This is a genomic window from Bradyrhizobium sp. JR4.3 (assembly GCF_040547695.1).
Classification (GTDB): domain Bacteria; phylum Pseudomonadota; class Alphaproteobacteria; order Rhizobiales; family Xanthobacteraceae; genus Bradyrhizobium; species Bradyrhizobium canariense.
Genome location: NZ_JBEPQF010000026.1, coordinates 52728 through 67299 on the forward strand (window position 1 = coordinate 52728; position 14572 = coordinate 67299).

At 62.8% G+C, this 14572-nt stretch carries 14 protein-coding genes; 6 read left to right on the plus strand and 8 right to left on the minus strand.

Annotation, left to right across the window (positions count from 1 at the left end):
• Nucleotides 1–21 precede the first annotated feature (21 nt).
• Nucleotides 22–333: a hypothetical protein gene (locus ABIB91_RS31000; RefSeq protein WP_354170167.1), complete on the minus strand. Its 312-nt coding sequence runs from the start codon at nucleotides 331–333 to the stop codon at nucleotides 22–24.
• A gap of 162 nt (nucleotides 334–495) precedes the next feature.
• On the opposite strand from ABIB91_RS31000, the gene ABIB91_RS31005 reads away from it, so the two are divergent.
• From ABIB91_RS31005 to ABIB91_RS31015, 3 genes are all read left to right on the plus strand, one after another.
• The gene (locus ABIB91_RS31005; protein WP_354170165.1) at nucleotides 496–990 is read left to right on the plus strand and encodes a MarR family winged helix-turn-helix transcriptional regulator; all 495 of its coding nucleotides are present in this window, start codon (nucleotides 496–498) and stop codon (nucleotides 988–990) included.
• A gap of 353 nt (nucleotides 991–1343) precedes the next feature.
• Entirely contained in the window at nucleotides 1344–2483 is a 1140-nt protein-coding gene (locus ABIB91_RS31010; protein ID WP_354170163.1) for an acyl-CoA dehydrogenase family protein, read from the plus strand.
• Between the two features lie 37 nt (nucleotides 2484–2520).
• Complete coding sequence (locus ABIB91_RS31015) at nucleotides 2521–3735, plus strand: ABC transporter substrate-binding protein (RefSeq protein ID WP_354170161.1); 1215 nt, start codon at nucleotides 2521–2523, stop codon at nucleotides 3733–3735.
• Nucleotides 3736–3846: 111 nt separating this feature from the next.
• On the opposite strand, the gene ABIB91_RS31020 is transcribed toward ABIB91_RS31015, so the two are convergent.
• Together ABIB91_RS31020 and ABIB91_RS31025 are read right to left on the minus strand one after the other, a co-directional pair.
• Entirely contained in the window at nucleotides 3847–4623 is a 777-nt protein-coding gene (locus ABIB91_RS31020) for an SDR family NAD(P)-dependent oxidoreductase (RefSeq protein ID WP_354170159.1), read from the minus strand.
• A 60-nt stretch (nucleotides 4624–4683) separates the two neighbouring features.
• Nucleotides 4684–5547, minus strand: a complete 864-nt coding sequence (locus ABIB91_RS31025; RefSeq protein WP_354170157.1) for a MaoC/PaaZ C-terminal domain-containing protein — start codon at nucleotides 5545–5547, stop codon at nucleotides 4684–4686.
• Between the two features lie 154 nt (nucleotides 5548–5701).
• Between ABIB91_RS31025 and ABIB91_RS31030 the strand changes: the two genes are divergently transcribed.
• The 3 genes from ABIB91_RS31030 to ABIB91_RS31040 are packed head-to-tail and all read left to right on the plus strand — an operon-like array spanning nucleotide 5702 to nucleotide 8255.
• Nucleotides 5702–6868, plus strand: coding sequence for a thiolase family protein (locus tag ABIB91_RS31030; protein ID WP_354170155.1), 1167 nt, complete (start codon nucleotides 5702–5704; stop codon nucleotides 6866–6868).
• 1 nt (nucleotide 6869) lies between these two features.
• Nucleotides 6870–7274: a Zn-ribbon domain-containing OB-fold protein gene (locus ABIB91_RS31035; protein ID WP_354170153.1), complete on the plus strand. Its 405-nt coding sequence runs from the start codon at nucleotides 6870–6872 to the stop codon at nucleotides 7272–7274.
• A gap of 21 nt (nucleotides 7275–7295) precedes the next feature.
• Nucleotides 7296–8255, plus strand: coding sequence for an NAD(P)H-dependent flavin oxidoreductase (locus ABIB91_RS31040; protein WP_354170151.1), 960 nt, complete (start codon nucleotides 7296–7298; stop codon nucleotides 8253–8255).
• A 126-nt stretch (nucleotides 8256–8381) separates the two neighbouring features.
• Here the strand turns inward: ABIB91_RS31040 and ABIB91_RS31045 are convergent, their stop codons facing one another.
• From ABIB91_RS31045 to ABIB91_RS31065, 5 genes are all read right to left on the minus strand, one after another.
• Complete coding sequence (locus ABIB91_RS31045) at nucleotides 8382–9578, minus strand: acyl-CoA dehydrogenase family protein (protein WP_354170149.1); 1197 nt, start codon at nucleotides 9576–9578, stop codon at nucleotides 8382–8384.
• A gap of 8 nt (nucleotides 9579–9586) precedes the next feature.
• Nucleotides 9587–10735: an acyl-CoA dehydrogenase family protein gene (locus ABIB91_RS31050; protein ID WP_354170147.1), complete on the minus strand. Its 1149-nt coding sequence runs from the start codon at nucleotides 10733–10735 to the stop codon at nucleotides 9587–9589.
• Between the two features lie 62 nt (nucleotides 10736–10797).
• The gene (locus ABIB91_RS31055) at nucleotides 10798–12036 is read right to left on the minus strand and encodes a cytochrome P450 (RefSeq protein WP_354170145.1); all 1239 of its coding nucleotides are present in this window, start codon (nucleotides 12034–12036) and stop codon (nucleotides 10798–10800) included.
• 22 nt (nucleotides 12037–12058) lie between these two features.
• Nucleotides 12059–13162 carry an NAD(P)-dependent alcohol dehydrogenase gene (locus ABIB91_RS31060; protein WP_354170143.1) on the minus strand — a complete coding sequence of 368 codons (1104 nt, stop codon included), beginning with the start codon at nucleotides 13160–13162 and terminating at the stop codon, nucleotides 12059–12061.
• Between the two features lie 67 nt (nucleotides 13163–13229).
• Entirely contained in the window at nucleotides 13230–14498 is a 1269-nt protein-coding gene (locus ABIB91_RS31065; protein ID WP_354170141.1) for a cytochrome P450, read from the minus strand.
• Nucleotides 14499–14572: the final 74 nt, after the last annotated feature.

Consider the following 14572-nt stretch of genomic DNA (forward strand, 5'->3'; position numbering starts at 1 on the left):
CGAATCGAAGGCATCAGGTCGTTATGGGTTTGCCGCGGTGAGCAGCGGAGCCACGCGCTCCGCCAGGCCGAGGTCGCGTACTGTCCAGAGTGGATCGCATGTTGCGAGCGGCTGGCGCGGTGTCGGAGGCTGCCGGCCCTGCTCGACCAGGCCGACGATGATTTCGATCCGTCGCCGCTCGAGATCCCGGAGCGCGTGTTCGACCACAGCGCCTTCCGCCGCGCAGCCCGGCAGTTCCGGATAAGCGAGGCGGATCAGCCATTGTCCGGGCGCCGTCTCCACAGCTTCCGCTTCGAGCAGATAAGGGACCGCCAGCAATTCGCGCAGATGCAAAGTGACCTCCCTGGCAATTGATACGTATACGTACTATAATTCCAATGCTCTTGCAATGGCTCTAATTCGGCCAATTACGCCGCATTGCGGTAGAGTTGAGCTCGCCGACCCAAGCTGTTACCCGCGAGGCGACCGTCAGGAATCGGAGCGAGGTTGAAGCACATGAGCGCAGGCAAACGCACGGAAACGGATACAGCAGCGGAGCTTGCGCGCACCTGGCAACTCGAAGGCGGCATCGGATTTCTGTTGCGGCTGCTCGAGGCCCGGTATGACGGTCTCTACCAGGCCCTGACCCGACAGAGCGACATCACGCCACGGCAGTTCGGCGTGCTCATGGCGCTCTACCAGCAGGGTCCGATGACGGCGTCCGTTCTCGCCGACCGCATCAGCTGCGACCGGAATACACTCAGCGAGATGCTCAAGCGCATGGCCGGGCGGCGGCTGGTCTCAAAGAAGAGCAATCCGGAAGATCGCCGTTCCATCCAAATCCAGATTACCGCCAAGGGCGAGGAAGCTTTGCTTGCGGTCATTCCAGCGGCAGCCGAGCTGCAGAGCCTGATGCTGGCGCCCCTGCGCAAGGAAGATCGGGCTCATTTCCTGAAGTGCCTGCTCGCGATCGCAAAGGCCTCCCCCGTCGCCGGCGTGCCGGACGAGTGACACCGGTCGCCTCGGCGAGGCCGTCGCCTGGTCGCGCGGCCCATCGCGCCAGCGAGATCTCCCCGACCTGCCGTTTGGAGACCTCAGGACCCCTGCTCGGGCTCTTATGCCTCCGCGACGTCTCGTTGGGGACTGCCGCGCCTCGGCGTCCCACCTTCAGATATTGATGCCGTGTCCGGTCTGGCGGTCCAGCTGATTTCGCCGCTCTCGAATGCCGCCGGGTAGGGCGCGGCCGGAGGGGGGCCGGAGAAGACGCCGGGCCTTTCGGCGCCCGACCTACTTGCCAGTCCTGCCGGTCAAAGATATATTGGTCCAACCATTGATCTTACCCAGGCAAGGAGGGCGCCGCCATCATGAGCTTCACCGAGGAGCAGGTCGCCTTTCGCGACAGCGTTCAGAAAGTTGTCGCCAAGCACGTCGCCCCGATCGCCGCCGAGATCGACGCAACGGATCGCTTTCCCGAGGAGATCGTCAAGATTTTCGGTGAAATGGGGCTGATGCAGCTCTGGGTGCCCGAGCAGTATGGCGGTCCCAACGGCAACCTCACCATGATGTGCATCGCACGCGAGGAGATCGCGAAAGTCTCGCCGGCTTGCGCGTCGATTGCCGGCCTCAACACGATGTTCATCATGCCGCTGCTGCACTTCGGCTCAGAAGAGCAGCGCAAGCGATTCCTCCCCATCATTGCCGAGGGCGGCGTCGTCACGGCCATCGCCATTTCCGAGCCCCAAGCGGGATCGGACGTCTCGGCCCTCAATACGCGGGCTCGCAAGGACGGCGACAGCTACGTCATCAACGGCAGGAAACAGTGGTGCAGCTACGGCGTCGCCGCCGACTACATCGTCCTGATGGCGCGAACCAGCGACAGTCCCGGCTCGGACGGCATCAGCGCATTCATTCTCGAGCCGAAGAAAATGCCGGGCATCAGCTTCGGTCGCCATGAGCGCAAGATGGGTTTCCGCGGGGCGCCAAACACGCCGATCTTCCTGGACAACGTCCGCGTACCCGCCGAAAATCTCGTCGGCGAAGAAGGCAAGGGCTTCAAGGCCTCGATGCGCGCGCTCGACCTCAATCGGCCGACGATCGGTGCCCAATGCGTCGGCCTCGCGCAAGGCGCGTTCGAAGCGAGCCTCGCCTACGCCAAGGAACGAAAGCAGTTCAGGAAGAGCATCTCCGAATTCCAGGGCGTCCAGTTCATCCTGGCCGACATGGCCATGCAGATCGAGGCGGCACGTGCGCTGGTGTACGAATGCGCCCGCGCCGGAGACGCCGGCGACTGGAAGCGCCTCAACCTGCTCGCGAGCATGGCCAAGTGCTTCAGCAGCGACATGGCGATGAAGGTGACGACCGACGCGGTGCAGGTCTTCGGCGGCTATGGCTACACCATGGATTATCCGGTCGAGCGGATGATGCGTGATGCCAAGCTGACCCAGATCTTCGAGGGAACAAACCAGATCCAGCGCCTCGTCATCGCGCGCGAGCTGCTCCGATAGCCGCCAAACCAAGAAACACAGACGTGGAGGAACGCCCTTGAGCCGTACATCGGTGCTGACATCGTGCTCTCTGTTCGCAGCCACGCTCCTGTCCCTCTCGGCCGCGTATGCCCAGAAGACTTATGATCCCGGCGCCAGCGACACCGAGATCAAGCTCGGTCAATCGACGCCGCTCAGCGGCCCGGCCTCCGCGTTCGGCGCAGGGGCAGGACGGGCAGTGGTCGGCTACTTCGACATGGTCAATGAGGGGGGCGGGATCAACGGACGCAAGATCAGCTTCACTCAGCTCGACAACGCCTACAGTGCGCCGAAAGCCGTCGAGCAATCCCGAAAGCTCATTGAGGATATCGGCGTCCTTGCCGAAGTCGGTACGATAGGGACCGCACCGAACGTCGCCATCCAGAAGTATCTCAACTCCAAGAAGGTGCCGCAACTCTTCATCACGGCGGGAGGACGCCGCTTCAACGATCCCAATCAATTTCCCTGGACCGTTCCGCTCTATCCCGACTTCGAGACCGAAGGCCGCGTCATCGCCAAATACATCCTCAAGGCCAAGCCGGAGGCGAAGATCGGCGTTCTCTATCAGAACGACGATTACGGGAAGGATTATCTCAAGGGCCTGCGCGCGGGACTCGGCGCGAAGGCGGCTCTGATCGTTGCCCAAGCCTCCTATGAAGTTTCCGACCCAACCATCGACTCGCAGATCGTTCAGTTGAAGTCCGCCGGCGTCGACACGCTGATCGAGCAGTCTTCGGCCAAGGCCGCGGCGCAGTCGATCCGCAGGGTTCATGAACTGGACTGGCATCCGCTGCACATCATCGGTGGCTCGACCGCCTCCGTCGAGACGGTGTTGAAGCCGGCCGGCCTTGACGCCTCGCGCGGACTGGTCACCACGCAGTTTCTCAAGCAACCGGGCGACCCGGCCTGGGCCGACGACGACGAGGTCAAGGCCTACAAGACTTTTCTCAAGAAGTATGCGCCGTCGGTCAATCCAGACGATTACTCGGTGCTCGTCGCCTACATGAACGTCAACGCGCTAGGGGCCGTTCTGAAGGCCTGCGGCGACGAGTTGACCCGGGCGAACCTGATTCGGAAGGCGACGTCCCTGCACGGCGAGCGAATGCCGATGATGCTACCGGGTATCACCATCAGCACCACACCCGAAGATTACACGGCGTTCAAGACGCTGCGCATCGCCGTTTTCGATGGAACCAGCTGGAGCCTGTCCGGCGAGCCGATGACGGCGGATTAGGAGAAAACGAGCCGGTGGGCCGCGTCTCGTGCGCGCCCACCGCAAGTTTTGCCTGCGCCTTTCGACACTGCCGAATATTGAGATCCCTAGGCAGGGACCAAGACAGTAGCGTCAAAGACTGATGTGGAAGCCGCCGTTGACTCCGATGTGCTGGCCCGTCGTGTACGAGGACGCATCGGAGAGCAGGAAGCAGACGGTCCGCACCACTTCATCTGCTGTCGCCCAGCGTGCCAGCGGGATCTGCGCCAACATGCCATCACGGAATTTCTCGCCGCGTACGACCTCGGTCATCGGCGTTTCGACCACGCCAAAGCAGATCGAATTGGTCCGGATGTTGTATTTGCCCCACTCCCGGGCCGCGGTCATGGTCATGCCGAGCAGTCCGGCCTTGGCGGCGGCATAGTTGATCTGGCCTACCGACCCCTTTCGTCCCGCATCAGACGAGATGTTGACGATGGCTCCTCCCGAGGCGTCGCCGTCCTTGGCGCGCTGCACCAGGTGACGTCCCACCGCCTGCAGCCAGATGAACGCGCCCGTGAGATGAACGTCGATGACCTCGCGCCATTGGTGCATGCTCATCTTTTCGATCAGCGCGGGACGAATGATGCCGGCATTGTTGACCAGTCCGTTCACCGAACCGAACCGGCCGACGGCATCTGCGACGGTGCTCGCGGCCAACTCCGCGTCCGTGACGCTGCCGATGACTTTCATCACCCGCTCCGCAGGCAATGCCGCCAGGACGGCCCCAAGCCCCTCGCCGTTGAGATCGACGGCGAGGACGTTCGCCCCCAGTTCGATCGCCAATTTGACCGTTGCCTTGCCGATCCCCTGTGCGGCGCCGGTGACGACGATCGTCCGGCCTTGTAGGGACACCATGTTTTTCGTCATTCCCAATTCCTCAGTTTCTGGTGAAGTCCAACACATTGTGTGCGCACCGCTTCGCGCGAATCAGGTCGTTGCCCAGCCGTGACTGAGAACCAGCGCATCGCGCTCGACGACACGCGCCTGAAATGCGATGCGGTCATCGAGGCGCCAGCATTCGAGCTGGATCGTGTCTCCAGGAAAGACCGGCGCGGACATCCGGGCGCGGATCGTCTTCAGCCCTGCGGGATCTCCGTCGCAGAAGGTTTCCACCAAGCCGCGACAGGCAAATCCGTAAGTCGCAAGCCCGTGCAGGATGGGCCTCCGGAAGCCGGCCTTGTTGGCAACCGCGGGGTCGATATGCAGGGGATTGAGGTCTCCCGACAGGCGATAAAGCACGGCCTGGTCCGGGCGCGTGGGTAACGTGATGACGCGGTCCGGCCTACGATCGGGGACTGGCGTCGGAGCGGCGGCGGGTTCGTCGCCGCCGGCGGCTTGTGAGAAGCCGCCATCGCCGCGAAGGAAGAGCACCTGCTCGCTGACGGCCACCAATCGTTGGTCAGCTTCGTCCCATAGTTCCTTCTCGACATGCATGATGGCGCCCTTGCCCTCGCCCTTGTCGACAAGCCGCGCGACGCGACTCTTGCCGATGAGAACTCCGCTTGGAGGAAGTGCGGCATGCATCTGGACGGACTGCTCGCCATGCACCATTTTCGCAAAATTGATGCCCAGCTCCGCATGGTCCCTCATCCAGGCCCCCGGCGAGGCCAGAACGGTCGCCATGGTCGGAAGTGGCACGAGATCCTTTTCGTAGACGAGGCGCAGTTGCCGCTCATCCGATGGATCGCTCGCGGCACCGACGCCGAGTGCGTAGAGAATGGTGTCTCTTGCCGTGTAGGCGTGGCGGACGTCGCCGGAGCGCCAGGCCCGCGTCTTTGCATAATCAACCATCGCCGACAGCCCTCCCCTCGGGACCGGTCCCGCCAAAAACAGATGCAGCCCTATTGGTCTTTGGTTGAACCAATGATATAGACCCGGCCTGTCGTGGTCAACAATGCACAGTGCAGATGGGCGGCCAGCGGCTGACATGAGCTCGAGAGACCTGATGAGCATTCGACGCAAAGCCTGCATCGCGGGCGCCTACGAGCACCCCACCCGAAAAGCACCGGACAAGACCGTCGCCCAGCTGCACGCCGAATGTGCGCGCGGGGCCCTGGAAGACGCTGGCCTGCGCCTTGAGGATGTCGACGGCTATTTCTGCGCGGGCGACGCGCCGGGCCTCGGCGCGAACAGCATGGCGGACTATCTGGGGCTCCGGCCGCGCCATGTGGACACCACCGACACCGGCGGGTCCGCCTATTTGGTTCACGTCTCGCATGCCGCCCAGGCGATTGCCATGGGCAAGTGCGACGTGGCCCTGATCACGCTCGCGGGCCGGCCGAGAAGCGAGGGATCGAGCGGCGTGGCGCCAAGGCTCGTCGGCGCCGGAACGCCCGATGTACCCTGGGAGGCGCCTTATGCCCCCGTGACGGTCAACATGTATGCGCTGGCGGCGGCCCGCCACATGTACGAGTACGGCACGACGAGCGAACAGCTGGCGTGGATCAAGGTCGCGGCCGCGACTCACGCGCAGCACAATCCGAATGCGATGTTGCGCGAACAGGTCACGGTCGACGATGTCCTCGCCTCGCCGATGATCTCCGATCCCTTGCACCGCCTTGACTGTTGCGTCGTCAGCGATGGCGGCGGTGCCCTGCTCGTCGTTCGCCCCGAGATCGCGCGTTCGCTAAAGCGTCCCATCGTCAACGTTCTCGGCGCCGGCGAAGCGATCAAAGGTCAGCTCAACGGGCAGGTCGACCTGACGTTCTCGGGCGCAGCGTGGTCCGGTCCTCGCGCGTTCGGGGAAGCCGGTGTCAAGCCGTCCGACATCCAATATGCCTCGATCTATGACAGCTTCACCATCACGGTGCTGATGCAGATCGAAGATCTCGGGTTTTGCGAGAAGGGCAAGGGCGGACGTTTTGTCGCGGACGGCAATCTGATTTCCGGAGTCGGCAAGCTGCCGTTCAACACCGACGGCGGCGGACTTTGCAACAACCACCCTGCCAACCGCGGCGGCATCACCAAGGTCATCGAGGCCGTCCGCCAACTGCGCGGCGAAGCCCACCCCAAGGTGCAGGTTCCAAATTGCAGCCTTGCCCTGGCCCAGGGCACCGGCGGCCTGCTCGGCTCGCGCCATGGCAGTGCCACCCTCATCATGGAGCGCGCATGAGATGACGACGATGTATCAGGACCGGCCGCTCGGCTCAGCGGTGCATGACGCCGCAACGGAGCCGTTCTTTGCCGCAACGGCCAGCGGGTCGCTTCGCGTGAAAACCTGCGTTTCCTGCCGCAAGCTGCATTGGTATCCGCGGCCGCTTTGCCCCTATTGTCTCGGCGACACCGAATGGAGCGACGTCGCCGGCAAGGGTGAGATCTACAGCGTCAGCGTCACCCGCCGCGCCGGTCCCACACCCTATGCGATTGCCTATGTGCGGCTCGACGAAGGCATCACGATGTTGAGCAATATCGTCGATTGCGACCTCGATTCGCTGCGGATCGGGCAACGTGTCCAGGTCGTCTTCAAGCCGGCCGAGGACGGGACGATGATCCCGATGTTCGCCCCGGATCAGGGCTGACGACGACTCAGGAGCACCTTCATGTCGCTCGATCCAAAGCTTCGGCAATCGCTTTCGTTGCCTGCCGTCTGCGCGCCGATGTTCCTTGTGAGCGGCCCTGATCTCGTTCGCGAGGCCTGCAAGGCGGGCGTGATTGGCGCTCTGCCACGCCAGAACGCCCGCTCGTTCGACGAGTTCGCTGACTGGCTGCGCACGATCTCCGCGGATCTGCGCGAACACGCCGCGCAGGCGCCGGGACCGGTCGGTCCGCTTGCGGTGAACCTGTCTGCAAAGACGCCGGAAGACCAGATCGGAAGCCACCTCGATCTGTGCGCCGAACAAAACGTTGACATCGTCATCACCGTCGGCGGCAATCCCAGGATGATTGTTCAACAGGCGCATCATCGTGGAATAAAGGTCTTCCACGACATCACCAGCATCCCGTTCGCCGAGCGCGCCATCGCAGCCGGCGTCGACGGCCTGATCTGCATCGGCGCTGGGGGTGGCGGCCACTCCGGAACGATCAGCCACCTCGCATTGATCCGCAAGGTCCGCTCGATCTTCAACGGGACGATCGTCATGGCCGGTGCCATTTCCGACGGCGCCACCATCCGTGCGGCGGAAGTGCTCGGCGCCGACCTGGCCTATCTCGGGACCAGGTTCATCGCCACCAGGGAATCGCTGGCGCCCGACGAATACAAGCGCATGATCGTATCGCAGACGTCCGCAAACCTGATTTACACGGAGAAGGTTGCCGGCGTGGCCGCGAACTGGCTGGCCGCGTCGTTGCGCGCTGCTGGCCTCAATCCGGACGCCTTGCCCGAGCCGAAGGGTAAGGGCATGCGGCACGACCATCTGCCTGAGAGCGCGAAACCCTGGAAGAACCTGTGGAGCGCGGGTCAGGGGATCGATCTGATCGACGACATTCCGGCGGTAGCGGACCTGGTCCTGAAGCTAAAGCGGGAATATGCGGAAGCTTGCCAGATCCCCGCTATGGTCTGAGGTCGCTTCCGGACTCCGGCTTTCGACTCGCGTGAAGAACTGGCCGGGATCGCTCCCGGCCTTTGACGTCGACGCCTTGCCGGACCGTCCCCGGCGCGACCGCATCAATCTCATTCGGTGATTTCTTCAAAGCCCGAGCACCTGCTTGGCAATGATGTCGCGCTGGATTTCCGAGCTCCCGCCGAAGATCGTGTTGGCGCGGCCGTTGAGATGACGGGGCACCACGCTTAGGACTTCTTCCGGGATGAGCGGCCGGTCCTCAAGGGCATGGAGAGGACGGCGCGTTTCCTCCACCAGCGCATTTTGTCCGACCATTTCAACTCCCACGCGCGAGATGGCCTGGTGGATCTCGCTCGCACGCAGCTTGAGGACGGACGACACCGGTCCTGGATTTTCGCCTCTTTGCAGGGCTGACAACACCTGCAATTCGAGGAACTCCAGTGTCTGGACGTCGAGCTCGATTTCCGACAGTTTGGTTGCGATCTCCTGAAGCATTATCGCCTTGTAGGACAAGCCGGAGTTGGCCAATTCCCGCACCTTCTCGAGCGCATATCTCAGTTTCGGCGAGTTGATTCCGCCGCCCCGCTCGAATTCGAGCAGATACTTGCCGCAGGTCCAGCCCCGCCCTTCCTCGTCGACGAGATTGGTGAGGGGGACTTCCACCTCGTCGAAGAACACCTGATTGACGTCATGGTCCCCGCTGATCATCATGATCGGGCGAATGGTGATGCCGGGCGATGCCATGTCAATGAGCAGGAAGCTGATGCCGTCCTGTTGCCTCGGCTCGTCGCTGGTTCGGACTAGCGCGAACATGCGGTTTGCGAAGTGCGCATGCGTTGTCCAGATCTTTGTGCCGTTGACGACGTAGTGGTCGCCCCGGCGAACGGCGCGTGTCTTCAGCGAGGCAAGGTCCGATCCCGAGCCCGGTTCCGAATAGCCCTGGCACCACCGATCTTCGCCGCTTAGGATGCGAGGCAGGTAGAACTTCTTTTGCTCCGAGGTCCCGAAGCGCATCAAGACCGGCCCGACCATCTTGATACCCATGGGAGACAGCTGCGGCGCCCCTGCCGCGGCACACTCGGATTCGAAGATCCATCGCTGCGTCGCCGTCCAGCCCGGGCCACCATGCTCCCGGGGCCAACCGGGTGCGACCCAGCCTCGCTCATGCAAAGCCCTTTGCCATGGCGCGACGATATCGGGATCCGAGAAGAAGGACACGTTGAGGGAGCTGGCCCGCCGCAGCTCGGGAGAAAGACGCGCCGCGATGAATGCTCGCACCTCATCTCTGAACCGTAATTCCTCGGGCGTGAACGATAGCGACATGACTGACCTCATTCCGCTCGGGAGTTGCCAAATAACGTGGCGTGACGCTGGAGATGATAATCCACGCTTCCGAAAAGTGCTTCGAAGACCAGCAGCCGCTTGAAATAGAGGCCGAGATCGAGTTCGTCCGTGACGCCCATCGCGCCGTGGAGTTGCACCGCTTGCTCCGCGACATTGCGCGCGCAGCGGCCGATTTTCACCTTGGCGCCGGACGCGGCGAGCGACCGCTGCGTCGAATCGGTATCGGCTCCCACGAGAAGAGCCGCACGCGCCGCCATCGCTCGGGCCTCCTCGCATTCAACATACATGTCGGCCAGCCTGTGACGGATCACCTGGTTCGCCGCGAGCGGTCGGCCGAATTGCTTGCGCACCTTTGTATAGTCGAGCGTGGCATCGAACATGCTTCTCATCATGCCGGCGGCCTCTGCGCTGAGCGCAACAATCGCCCGATCGACGACGCTCTGGATGGTCGGCAGCACGTCCGCACCGGTTCCGAGCCGCGCATCGGGCGCAAGCCGGACTTGGTCGAATGTCAGTTCCGCGACGCGGCCCCCACCGAGACGTGGTGCATCGCGCAGCGTCACTCCTGCGGCATCCTTCGGCACCAGGAAGAGAGCAAGTCCGGCGCCCTGCGCACCGGGCAAACGCGCCGACACAAGGTGGACGTCCGCAGAGACTGCGTCGAGCACGGCGATCTTGCGTCCGTGGAGCGTCCAACCATGATCGTCTGTCTGCGCCACGGTGTGGACCTCGGAAAGACCTGCCCTTGCGTCCGACTCGTAGTGAGCGAACGACAACAGACGTTCGCCGTTGATGATGGCCGGCAGCAACCCCTTCTGCTGCTCTTCCGTGCCGCATTCGGCAACCAGGGCCCCAGCCAGCAGCACCGTCGAGAGATAGGGCTCGGTCGCTAGTCCCCGGCCGAACTCCTCCATCAGGATCGCGACCTCGACGGGCCCTCCGCCGAAGCCGCCAACCTCTTCCGGAAATGGAAGCCCGAGCCAGCCCAGATCCGCAAACTTGCGCCAGTTGTCGGGCTTGAATCCCATGGGATCCTGCATCGCAGGGCGACGTGCGGCCGGGTCGCAATGTTCAGCAATAAACCGTTGCGCGCTATGGCGCAGCATCTGCTGCGCTTCGCTCGGCGTCAGATCCATCCCTCAGCTCCACACATCACACCTACCGGTCCCGCTTTCCGGGCGCGCAGATCGGTCATCTTCTAATGGAGTCGCGAGAAACGGATTGGAAGCCGCTTCAAGCCGCCGACGAAGGTGGTCTCGGTCCAGGCCGGCTCGCCAGCAAGTTCGATTCCATCGACGCGCGAGAGCAGCTCGCGCATGAAGGCAATCATTTCGACCTTCGCGAGATACATTCCAAGACAGGCGTGGATGCCGAAACCAAAGCCGACGTGGCGGTTCGGCGTCCGGTCGGCGATAAATGCGAAGGGACGCTCGAAGGCATCCTCATCCCGATTCGCAGACGGATAGGCCATCAGCAGGTTATCGCCTTGTTTGATGGTCTTGCCGCGCAACGTATAGGTCTCGGTCGCGGTCCGGAAGAAATGCTTCACCGGAGATACCCAGCGCACCATTTCCTCGACGGCTGCGGGAATGAGATCTGGATTTTCCTTCAGCTTCCGCATCTCTCCGGGATTCTCGATCAAGGCGAGCAGACCGCCGGAGAGCGTTGCGCTGGTCGTGTCGTGACCGGCACTGGCGAGCGCCACGTAATAGGACGAGGTCTCGAATTCGCCTATCGGCTTGCCGTCGACCTCGGCTGTCGCAATGATGCTGGCGAGGTCGTCCGTGGGATTCTGCCGTCGTTCCCGCGCCACCTCCTTGAAGAAGTTCACATAGGCGAAGGTGGCATCGATCAGGTCATTGCCACGCTGCATCTCCGCATCGCCGCCGCCGAAATACGCTCGGGTGATGTCGAGCAGTCGCTGGCCATGTTCATCCGGAATTCCGAGGATGAGCATGATGACCTTGAGCGGATACCACCCTGCGACATCCTTGTAGAAGTCGCACTCGGTTCCCTTTTCCAGCATCTGGTCGACACTGGTCCGTGCGATCAAAGCGATCCTGTCTTCGAGATGACGCACTTCACGCGGCTGAAACCAGGCATGCGTGATCTTCTTGTACTTGGCATGATCCGGATTATCCATATGATTGATCGCGCGAACCAGCATTGGACGGCCCGCCATCGCTTCCCGGACCTTTGTCTCGAAATCGATGGACAACAGCTTGGTGCGCGGCGCGTTGATGAACCTCTCGTTCTGCCGTTCGATCTCGATGACATCCTGATGCTTGCTGATTGTCCAGAACGGACGGAAGCCCGGAGGTTCGGTCCAATGCACGGGATCTTCCTTGCGAAGGGTCGAGAACAGGACATGCTGCCTGTCGAGAGCACCGTAAGTTTTGTCGTCGACGATCGCCTGATCTAAATTCGTATCTTGCATCGCATCCTCCCTGGCTTCCCGTTCAGTTCATCCGCAGCACCGGCTTGACGATTGCGCCGGTTTCCATGTCCTCGACCGCTTGGTTGATCTTTTCAAACGGATAGAAGCTGACAATCCTGTCGAGCGGCAGCCGCCCTTGGCGGAAGAAGTCGACGAGGCGCGGCAGGAAGATCGTGGGCACGGCATCACCCTCGACGACGCCCCGCACCGTCAGACCTCCGCCGACCAGGACGTTCGCCTCCACAGGAAACCGCGTCCCGCGCGGCGGTGCGGCGACCTGAGCGGATGACCCGCGCTGCCGCAGGCACGCGATCGAGGCCGCGACCACCTCGGGCACACCCGTGGTGTCGATCGAATGATCGACGCCGCGGCCGCTGCCGAGCGCGGCGACTGCCTTGGCAAGTTCGGATGTCCGGCCGTCGACTATGTGGGTTGCTCCGACGTCGCGCGCTCGGGCAAGCCGTTCGCCCCGGATGTCGACGGCAACGATCGTGCTGCAGCCCGCCAGCTTGGCAGCCATGATCGCCGCCATCCCGACCGCGCCGACGCCAAACACCGCGATTGACGCACCGGGCCGAGGGGACAGCACGTTGAGTACTGCGCCCGCGCCGGTCTGTATCCCGCATCCCATGGGCGCGAGCAGCGCGAGCGGCAGATCCTTGCCGATCTTCACGACGTTCCTCGCCGTGGCAATGGCATGGGTTGCGAATGCCGATTGCGCAAAGAAGGAGCCGCCAAGCTCGGCGCCGCGGTAACGGAGCCCTGAGCCGCCGCGCCGCTGACCGAACAGGTTGATCATCCCAAACTCATCACAATAGCCGGGCGCGCCGAGTTGGCACTGTCCGCATGCGCCGCACGAGCCAAAGCTCATCAGCACGTTGTCTCCCTCGGCCAGCCCGACCACGCCCGGACCGATGCGTTCGATCACGCCCGCGCCCTCATGACCGAGAACCTTGGGTAGCGGCACGGGGATATGCTGCAGTTTCACCGCGAGATCGGTATGGCATATGCCGCAGGCCTCGATGCGCACCAGCACCTCTCCGGGCGCAAGATCATCGGACAGATCGCAGCTGATCAGCTCGAACGGGCGGTCCGGCGCAACTGCGACTGCGGCTGTGATCTTCATGCTCGTCTTCTCTCTTGCAATTGCGCAGTCCTCGTCAAACCATGCGGAAACGATGTGTGGCGAGCGATCAATGGAGTTGAAAGCGGATCGGGAGCCGCTTGGGCCCGTTGACGAACCAGGAAACGGTCATTGCTCCGGCGCCGTCGAGCTCGACGGACGAAATCCGCTGTAACAATTCCTCGAAGAGGATCCGCATCTCGAGCTTGGCAAGATACTGTCCGAGGCACAGATGGGCCCCGTAGCCGAAGGCGAGGTGCCGGTTCGGCGACCGGTCGATCCGGAACGCGTCAGGATCCTGGAAGACGGCTTCATCCCGATTGGCGGAGGCGTAGCAGAGCATGAGCCAATCGCCGCGCGGAATGGAGCGGCCGTCGAGTTCGGTGTCCTCGGCCGCCGTGCGCATGAAATGCTTGACCGGCGTGGTCCAGCGGATCGCCTCGTCGACAAAGCCGGGGATCAGGGCAGGATTGGCTTTCAGCCGCTCGAACTGCTCCGGATGCTCGCAAAGCGCCCACATCCCGCCTGCACTCGAGGACGATGTCGTGTCGTGGCCGGCGGTGGCGATCGTCACGAAATAGCTCAGCGCATCCAGGTCGGAAATCGGTTCGCCGTCGATCTGCGCATTGGCTATGACGCTTGCAAGATCATCGGACGGATTGGCGCGCCGGTCCGCAACCACGGACGAGAAGAACTCGCCGAACTCCGAGACGACGTCCGACAGAGCCGCGGCGCCGTCATTTTGACCCTTGCGCGCGTTGTCCGGGTCCTTGGTGCCGAAGAACTCCTGCGTCAGGCGCAACATCCTGGGCTCATGAACCGGATCGATGCCCAGGATCGTCATCACGACCCGAAGGGGAAACCCGAGTGCGATTTCAGAGACGAAGTCGCAACGCCCGCGGGTCATCGCGAGGCGATCTGCATAGCTTCTCGCGATGTCGCGAATCTTGCCTTCGATCGAACGCAAATTGCCCGGCGTGAACCATTTCTGCGTCAATGCCCGGAACTTGGGATGATCGGGCGCATCCATCTGCACCAGGGTGCGGAGCAGCCCGTTGCCACCCGTTGCCGCCTCGATCCTGGCTTCGGCTTTGCTGCTCTGCAACGCCACCGGGCGATCACTGCTGCGAAACAGCTTGCTCTGCTGGCTGACGGTCTGAATGTCCGCGTGGCGCGTGACGACCCAGAAAGGGTTGAAGCCGCGCGGGCTGGCCTTTCCGAGCGGCTGATTGACGCGCAGCCAGCGATAGGCATCGAAGATACGCTGAGTGCCATAGGCCGCGGGGTCCGTCAGCACGGCCACGATATCGTCGGGGATTTGAAAATTTGCAGCGCTCAACCCTGGTCCCCTCTTTCATGTCGCCGTGCTCAAGGGGTCCAGGACGGAAGCCCAGCGGCAGGCGATCAACGACT